Genomic DNA, 7,481 nt, shown 5'->3' on the forward strand with positions numbered 1-7,481 from the left:
CAATGGAAAAGAAGCCTATTTGATTTCAACACAAATCAAGAAGATACAACTTCCAACGCCATACTCATACCATGACCTTGGCGCAGTAGATACTGTAAGCGCTTTTGTTTCTCTTTTAGATCTTGTGCTTTATCATGATATTTTTTTTGATAGCACAAATGTGCTTGTTCAAACCAATCGATATCAAGGGAGTTAATGATCTTTTCAAAAATAGCAATATCTATACCTTTCTCGTATACAAGCTTTTGTTTAATCCGCAACAAACCATAGTGTTTATACAAAGCACTTTTAATCATAAGCTCGGCACAGCGCTCATCTGATTGCCACTGATTATCGACAAACTCTTGTAATAAGCTCTCAATCTCGGTCAACGGGATATGGTTGCGCTGAATTAATTTTTGCTTTAGTTGCGCATAGGAGTATTCTTGCTTGGATAACAGATAAAAAAGATAATCGCGCTCGCTATTATTCTTCGGCATCGCTGGCTACTGATTTTTCCTTTGCCGTATTCGGTAGCAAGGTCGTCATTAATGCTTTGTGTAAACTCTCCTTAACCTGAGGATTTTCTTTCAGATACACACGCACATTATCTTTCCCTTGTCCAATTCGATCACCATTGTAGCTGTACCATGCACCAGCTTTATCGACTAGGTTATACTTTACACCTAGGTCAATTAACTCTCCTTCAAGAGAGGTTCCTTCACCATAAAGAATATCAAACTCTGCCTGCTTAAATGGTGGTGAGACTTTATTTTTAACAACTTTAACCTTGGTCTCATTCCCTAAAATTTCCTCGCCTTTTTTAATCGGGCTACCACGACGAATCTCTAAACGCACTGAGGCGTAGAACTTCAAAGCATTACCACCTGTGGTTGTTTCAGGGTTGCCAAACATCACACCGATCTTCATACGAATTTGGTTAATGAATACAACTAATGTATTAGAACGCTTAATATTTGCTGTTAATTTACGTAAGGCTTGTGACATTAAACGCGCCTGCAAGCCCATATGTGAATCACCCATTTCACCTTCAATTTCGGCTTTTGGTGTCAATGCAGCAACCGAGTCAACAACAACAATATCAACACCACCTGAACGCACCAACATATCAGTAATCTCAAGCGCTTGCTCACCTGTATCTGGTTGTGACACGATCAGGCTTTTAAGGTCAACGCCCAAAGCTTCGGCATATACCGGATCAAGCGCATGCTCAGCATCAATAAAGGCAGCTGTTCCGCCATTTTTTTGGCACTGGGCAATGGCTTGTAGTGTCAGCGTTGTTTTACCTGAAGATTCCGCGCCATAAATTTCAACCACACGTCCTTTTGGTAAACCACCAACCCCTAGAGCGATATCTAAACCAATTGATCCTGTGGAAATAACATCAATATCTTTAGCTAAATCGGTATCACCCATACGCATAATTGAGCCTTTGCCAAACTGTCTTTCAATTTGCGCTAACGCTGAGTTTAATGCTTGTTCTTTATTGCTCATAAACTTCCTCGAATAGATAAATATTTAAGATTTAAAACACGGGAATTAATGTAACATTTATGCGGAATGAACAAAAGGGATAATGCTCTACACGCGACAAAAAGAAATATTGTAGCTTGCAGCATCTGGTGTTGGCGCGCTAAAGGTAATCATCTTTTGTAAATCACCATACACCTCTACTGGCGTCCATGGCTGTGGTTGTCCGACATTAAAGCCACTTTTATCTAGCCATTGCACTTGATAATGGAAGTTTTGAGTTACTGATTTTTTGTTTTGCACCAAAACTTGCCCTTGGATGGTATCACCTGCTGATGTTCTTACCACTGGCTGCATGGCTTTTAGCTGACCAAATCCAGAACCAAAACTCTCTGCAGATGTTGCATTGGCTGGAATTGTAATACAGCGACTGGCGCACCCTGTTAACCCTAACGCTAACAAGGTAGCAACACTTGCATATTTAAGCTTAATCATATCCATTTTTATAACTCCTTTGATATGTAAATAAACAGTATTAGCTGAAAGAAAAAACACACCTATGATGATTCAGACAAGAAACTCTTTAACGTTTCTGAGCGCGATGGGTGTCTTAATTTGCGCAATGCCTTTGCTTCAATCTGACGAATACGTTCACGCGTTACATCAAATTGCTTACCGACTTCTTCTAATGTGTGATCGGTATTCATATCAATACCAAAGCGCATACGCAATACTTTTGCTTCACGCTCGGTTAGTGTGCTTAGAATATCCTTCGTCACTTCACGCAAACTCTCGCTTGTCGCGCTATCCACTGGTGAATCAGATACTGAGTCCTCAATAAAGTCACCTAAGTTAGAATCTTCATCATCACCAATAGGTGTTTCCATTGAGATCGGCTCTTTGGCAATTTTCATGATTCTACGAATCTTATCTTCTGACATATCAATATGTTGGCTTAACTCCTCAGGTGTTGCCTCTTTACCTGTTTCTTGTAAGATTTGACGCGAGATACGATTCAGCTTATTAATCGTCTCAATCATATGCACAGGAATACGAATCGTGCGTGCTTGATCGGCAATTGAACGAGTAATTGCTTGGCGAATCCACCAGGTTGCATAGGTTGAAAACTTATAACCACGACGGTATTCAAATTTATCAACCGCTTTCATCAAACCAATATTACCTTCTTGAATCAAATCCAAGAACTGTAAGCCTCTGTTGGTGTATTTCTTAGCAATTGAAATCACCAAACGTAAGTTAGCCTCAATCATCTCTTTTTTGGCGCGTCGGGCTTTTGCTTCACCTACTGAAATACGTTTGCTTGCTTCACGCAAATCATAAATTGACATATCCGCGCGATCTTCAATTAATCCTAGTTTTACCTGAATTGCTTTAGCATCTTCAAGCACATTGACAAGATCCGGATGCTTATCAATACAGCCATCTAACCAGTCCGTATCGGTCTCACGCCCTTGGAAACGTGATACGAAATACTGCTTAGGCATCTTGCCTTTTTCAACACACAAACGCATAATTTTACGATCATGTCCGCGAATCTCCGTCACCAAGCCACGAATCGAGTTAATCATGCGGTTCAATTGCGCACTGGTATAACGCATACTTAAAAATAACACCGATACTTCACTGGCTGCATTGATGTATGCCTTGCTACCTACTTCTTGATCTAACAGGTAATTAAACTTAGCTTCAAGCTCAGCAAATTTTTGTGCTGCCACTTCAGGGTCAGGACCGGTGTCTTCCGCAGTATCAACCGTACCACTGCTTGACTCCTCTTCTTCATCGTCAGCACTACTTTCTTCTGTTTGATTTTCCTCTAAAGTATCTTCTGGATTATCAAGCATGGAACCGACATCTGTGCCTGATGCATCAATTTCATCGCCCTCATTGAAGCCTGAGATTAAATCAGAGAATTTAATAAACTTATATAACGGAGTTTCCTCTCTTTCTTCATCCTCAAGCTGCATATGATCTTCACGTGCTGCATCGGTTAAGTCTTGATAGCGACCTAATAATGATTTAATGACATAAGGGTACTCAGACAGCGCATTAAGTACCTCTTTAGTACCTTGCTCAATCCGCTTAGCAATTTCAATCTCACCAGAGCGCGTTAATAGATCAACCGCGCCCATTTCTCGCATGTACATTCTAACAGGGTCAGTCGTGCGTCCAAAATCACCATCAGAAGATAAAGCCTGTACCGCATCATCATCTGATGTGTTTTCTGATTCAGCTTCGAGTAATAACAAATCTTCCGCATCAGGTGCAGATTCAAACACCTTGACACCGACATCATTGATCATCTGAATCACTTCTTCAATGCGTTCAGGATCAGTAATCTCATCTGGCAAATAATCATTAACATCGGCATAGGTCAAATAGCCCTGCTCACGTCCCAACGCTAGCAATTCTTTGATTCTTGAGAGCTGTTGTTCTTTTGTTTGATCTGACATTAAAATCTCACTTCTTAAGTTTCTTAACTACTTATTTACTGAAATTATGCACTTTCTCTCTTTCAACACCCCGCCTCGCAAGCTAGGCACCCCTCTTGCAAAGAGGGGAATGTAAAATCAACCTTTGCCCAATTCCCCTCTTCACAAGAGGGGTGGCAGCCGCAGGCTGACGGGGTGTTTTTAAAGTCATAGTTTTTTCTAAAATGCGTAACTTCAGTTATTTACATCGCTAAGCGCGCGCATGAAAAGCGACCTATCAACGTCCAAATCACATCGATGATCACACCCAATACACTTACCCCTTTGGCGATTTAGCAACATAAATCAAGTGTAGCTATATTTTTTCTACTTTGTATAAAATTGCTTGCATTCTTTGTTTTTCTGTCGTTGTTAAGATAGATGTTTTTGCTTTTAATATCAGGTGTTCTAATTCGTTTTGACATGCCTGCTTCATTATCTTATCTAACATCGCCATTAATTCATCAATAAGCTGCACTGCATCAAGCTCACTTTGTGCTTGCAATAGCTGATAGAAATACGCCTTAAATTGCGGATATTTTTCAACAAGCATTTGCACGAGCACAGCAGAAGACAGCCCGCTATTTTGCCTGATTACTCTCAAAGCATCAAGCAAAATAAAGTGCTGCTCTGTTACACACTCAAACTCTACTGCCGGTTGCGCACTTAACGCATCATGCACTTCTGTTGGCATACTTAACAAATATGCTAATGCTTTCTCAACTAGGCTCAGCTTATTAGCGTTTAACTGCCAACGTTTTAGCTGCATGTTGTTATCACTTTGTTTTACATCATGCGCCTTTTGTTTGATCATTCGTTGCAACTGCAACGAAGACACATCAGTTGCTTTCGCTAACTGCTCAATAATCATCAGCGTATAGGCACTTTCAGGAATGGCTTTTAGCACTCGCTTTGACTCTTCAATCAATTGCGCCAGGCTATCCGCGCTAGTTAAATCATATTTACCTAATAGATTTTGGATAAAGAAATCTGCTGCACTTAAGGCTTCTTTTAAGGCACTTTTAAAACCTTCTAGCCCCCTTTCTTTGATAAATGAATCAGGGTCATGTTCTTTAGGCAATAGCAAAAACCGTGCTTTTTTATGCTCATCAAGCACAGGCAGCACCATCTCAAATGCCCTTAACGCTGCATTTTGCCCAGCTGTATCACCATCAAAGCATAAAATAATCTCTGAAGTGTGGCGAAACAATGTCTTTAAGTGTGATGCTGATAAAGCAGTTCCTAATGTCGCAACTGCTGTGGTATAGCCATGTTGATGTAAGCCAATGACATCCATATAGCCTTCAACCACCATGATGTGCTCAGGATTTTTATGCTGCTCTTTAAGCTCATATAAGCCATATAGCTCATGACTTTTAAAAAAAACCGGCGTTTCAGGCGAGTTAAGATATTTAGGATTCGCATCTTTATTCGGCAGCACGCGCCCACCAAACCCAACAACTGAACCTTTACGATTGCGTATTGGAAACATTAAGCGCTCACGAAAACGATCATATGCTCCACCCTTATCTTTACGAATCACTAAGCCTGCCTGATCCAAAACATCCAGTGAAAATTGTTTTTTCAGCACATCATACAATGCTTGCCATTGATTGGGCGCATAACCCATCTGAAAATATTTCGCTGTTTTTGCCGAGAGTTCTCGCGATTTAATATACTCGATAACCTCATCTTTATCGGTATCAAAACGCAAACACCATTGAAAATATTTATTCGCTGCTTGTAAAGCATCATAAATTGATTGCGTCAGTTTATCTTTGGATTGATCTTTCGCACTTTGATCATAAGGCACTTCAAGATTCTGCATTAATGCAAGCTCTTCAACTGCCTCAATAAAACTCAAGCTATTATAATCTGCAATAAAATCAATGACATCACCCGAGGCATGACAGCCAAAGCAGTGATAAAGTTGTTTGTCGGGACTGACTGAAAATGATGGCGTTTTTTCATTGTGAAACGGGCAGCACGCCATGAAATTTTTGCCCGTTTTTTTGAGCGTGACATATTTTGAAATAACGTCAACAATATCCGCTGATGCGACGATTTGACGGATGAAATCAGCGGGAATATTCCCCTTCATGACAGCGTTTTACGATAATTGTGATTTGATCATTGAACCAACTTTGCCCATATCAGCGCGACCGTTAAGCTCTGCTTTAATCACACTCATAATCTTACCCATATCTTTCACCGAAGAGGCACCGACTTCTAAAATAGCACGCTGGATAATCTCAATAATCTCATCTTCTGATAATGGTTTTGGCAAATAAACTTGTAAAATCTCGATCTCATCAAGTTCTTTTTGCGCAAGCTCTTCTCTGCCAGCACGTTTAAATTGCTCTGCAGAATCTTTGCGCTGCTTGATCATTTTAGTCAGGATACTGATCACATCATCCTCAGTTACTTCAACACGTTCGTCGACCTCTTTTTGCTTAAATGCCGCCAACGCCATACGGATCGTTGATAAACGGTTTTTATCTTTGTTTTTCATTGAGGTTTTCATATCTTCAACAAGACGCGCGCGTATTTCAGACATTTGCTAAATCCTAACAGTTTTGTTTATTTGATAAATTTTATATATTTTTTAGTTTGCATAAATAGAACAGCCAACTATACCGTTAAAGCATAGCTGGCTGACTATTTATTGCAATCTTTTTTACTTCTCTTACTTCCTAGCGGCGAGCTGCTGCTGGAGTTGAACGCATAGACTGCTTCATTGAACGCTTAACTGCTGCTGCTTTTTTGCGCTTGCGCTCCCATGTTGGCTTCTCATAAAATTCTCTACGGCGAAGTTCAGAAACGATTCCCGCTTTTTCACAGCTACGTTTGAAACGGCGCAATGCAACATCAAATGGTTCTGTTTCTCTTACACGTACTGCTGGCATACATCTCACCTCGCTTAAATGCCATCTAAATTTTTCTTAAAATCAATTATCTAATTTACACGCTTCTGATTCATTTTATTGAACACTCTAAAGACAGCTAAAATTAAATGCGCGCTAAGTCTACAAACTTTTCTTTTAAAAGGCAAATGACTTTTGCAATAAATTCGGTAACCGTTTACTTTAATTCAATACGTTGAACAAAGAAAAGCACCAGAGTTACAAAGGAGCACCCTAAGCGGCTTCACCGCAACTAAACATCACAATAACTTGCGGGTGTTTCTGATGTGGAAATTGAACAAAAAAACAGCAAGTTATTCAGGAGACAACACTTTTGGTATTTTGCAGCATTCCACTCATCATTTAGAACATATTTCAATCTGACAATGTTCGCACTATACTAAGCCATAATCCCAGCTCACAGATTCTAATAAATGCCAAATCATACGAATTGTTGCAATGAATAAATTATTACTATCAGGCGCGATACTCCTGAAAACTCCTCAAAAATTTAAAAGCGTGTACAATACGCCCGAAGCAATGATATAAGAAGAGGAATCACAAGGATGGCGCACACTACTTTTGGTGACCACATGAGTAAATTATTAAACAAAATGAC

Annotated in this window: 7 protein-coding genes; all 7 read right to left on the reverse strand. The window is 39.9% G+C overall.

The annotated features are described in order from the left end of the window. Positions 1-35 precede the first annotated feature (35 nt). The 7 genes from DNJ75_RS07870 to rpsU all read right to left on the reverse strand — a co-directional run bounded on the left by DNJ75_RS07870 (position 36) and on the right by rpsU (position 6,865). A complete protein-coding gene (locus DNJ75_RS07870; RefSeq protein WP_117002903.1) occupies positions 36-479 on the reverse strand; it encodes a regulatory protein RecX in 444 nt (147 codons plus the stop codon). Continuing rightward, positions 466-1,494, reverse strand: coding sequence for a recombinase RecA (gene recA / locus DNJ75_RS07875; RefSeq protein WP_117002904.1), 1,029 nt, complete (start codon positions 1,492-1,494; stop codon positions 466-468). Before recA ends, DNJ75_RS07870 begins: the two co-directional genes overlap by 14 nt. Positions 1,495-1,581: 87 nt before the next feature. Then, complete coding sequence (locus tag DNJ75_RS07880) at positions 1,582-1,971, reverse strand: DUF1425 domain-containing protein (protein WP_117002905.1); 390 nt, start codon at positions 1,969-1,971, stop codon at positions 1,582-1,584. 56 nt (positions 1,972-2,027) lie between these two features. Then, positions 2,028-3,941 carry an RNA polymerase sigma factor RpoD gene (gene rpoD / locus DNJ75_RS07885; RefSeq protein ID WP_117002906.1) on the reverse strand — a complete coding sequence of 638 codons (1,914 nt, stop codon included), beginning with the start codon at positions 3,939-3,941 and terminating at the stop codon, positions 2,028-2,030. 334 nt (positions 3,942-4,275) lie between these two features. Next, positions 4,276-6,060: a DNA primase gene (dnaG, locus tag DNJ75_RS07890; protein ID WP_117002907.1), complete on the reverse strand. Its 1,785-nt coding sequence runs from the start codon at positions 6,058-6,060 to the stop codon at positions 4,276-4,278. A gap of 9 nt (positions 6,061-6,069) precedes the next feature. Next, entirely contained in the window at positions 6,070-6,516 is a 447-nt protein-coding gene (locus DNJ75_RS07895) for a GatB/YqeY domain-containing protein (RefSeq protein ID WP_117002908.1), read from the reverse strand. A 136-nt stretch (positions 6,517-6,652) separates the two neighbouring features. Beyond that, on the reverse strand, positions 6,653-6,865 hold the full coding sequence (gene rpsU / locus DNJ75_RS07900) for a 30S ribosomal protein S21 (protein ID WP_117002909.1): 213 nt from the start codon (positions 6,863-6,865) through the stop codon (positions 6,653-6,655). Between the last annotated feature and the right edge of the window lie 616 nt (positions 6,866-7,481).

The sequence above is a fragment of the Cysteiniphilum litorale genome, assembly GCF_003428165.1.
GTDB classification, from domain to species: Bacteria; Pseudomonadota; Gammaproteobacteria; order Francisellales; family Francisellaceae; genus Caedibacter; species Caedibacter litoralis.

Excerpts from the sequence above, each read along its gene's own strand:
- DNJ75_RS07870 (WP_117002903.1), bottom strand. The coding sequence starts at position 479 with ATGCCGAAGAATAATAGCGAGCGCGATTATCTTTTTTATCTGTTATCC.
- recA (WP_117002904.1), bottom strand. The coding sequence starts at position 1,494 with ATGAGCAATAAAGAACAAGCATTAAACTCAGCGTTAGCGCAAATTGAA.
- DNJ75_RS07880 (WP_117002905.1), bottom strand. The coding sequence starts at position 1,971 with ATGGATATGATTAAGCTTAAATATGCAAGTGTTGCTACCTTGTTAGCG.
- rpoD (WP_117002906.1), bottom strand. The coding sequence starts at position 3,941 with ATGTCAGATCAAACAAAAGAACAACAGCTCTCAAGAATCAAAGAATTG.
- dnaG (WP_117002907.1), bottom strand. The coding sequence starts at position 6,060 with ATGAAGGGGAATATTCCCGCTGATTTCATCCGTCAAATCGTCGCATCA.
- DNJ75_RS07895 (WP_117002908.1), bottom strand. The coding sequence starts at position 6,516 with ATGTCTGAAATACGCGCGCGTCTTGTTGAAGATATGAAAACCTCAATG.
- rpsU (WP_117002909.1), bottom strand. The coding sequence starts at position 6,865 with ATGCCAGCAGTACGTGTAAGAGAAACAGAACCATTTGATGTTGCATTG.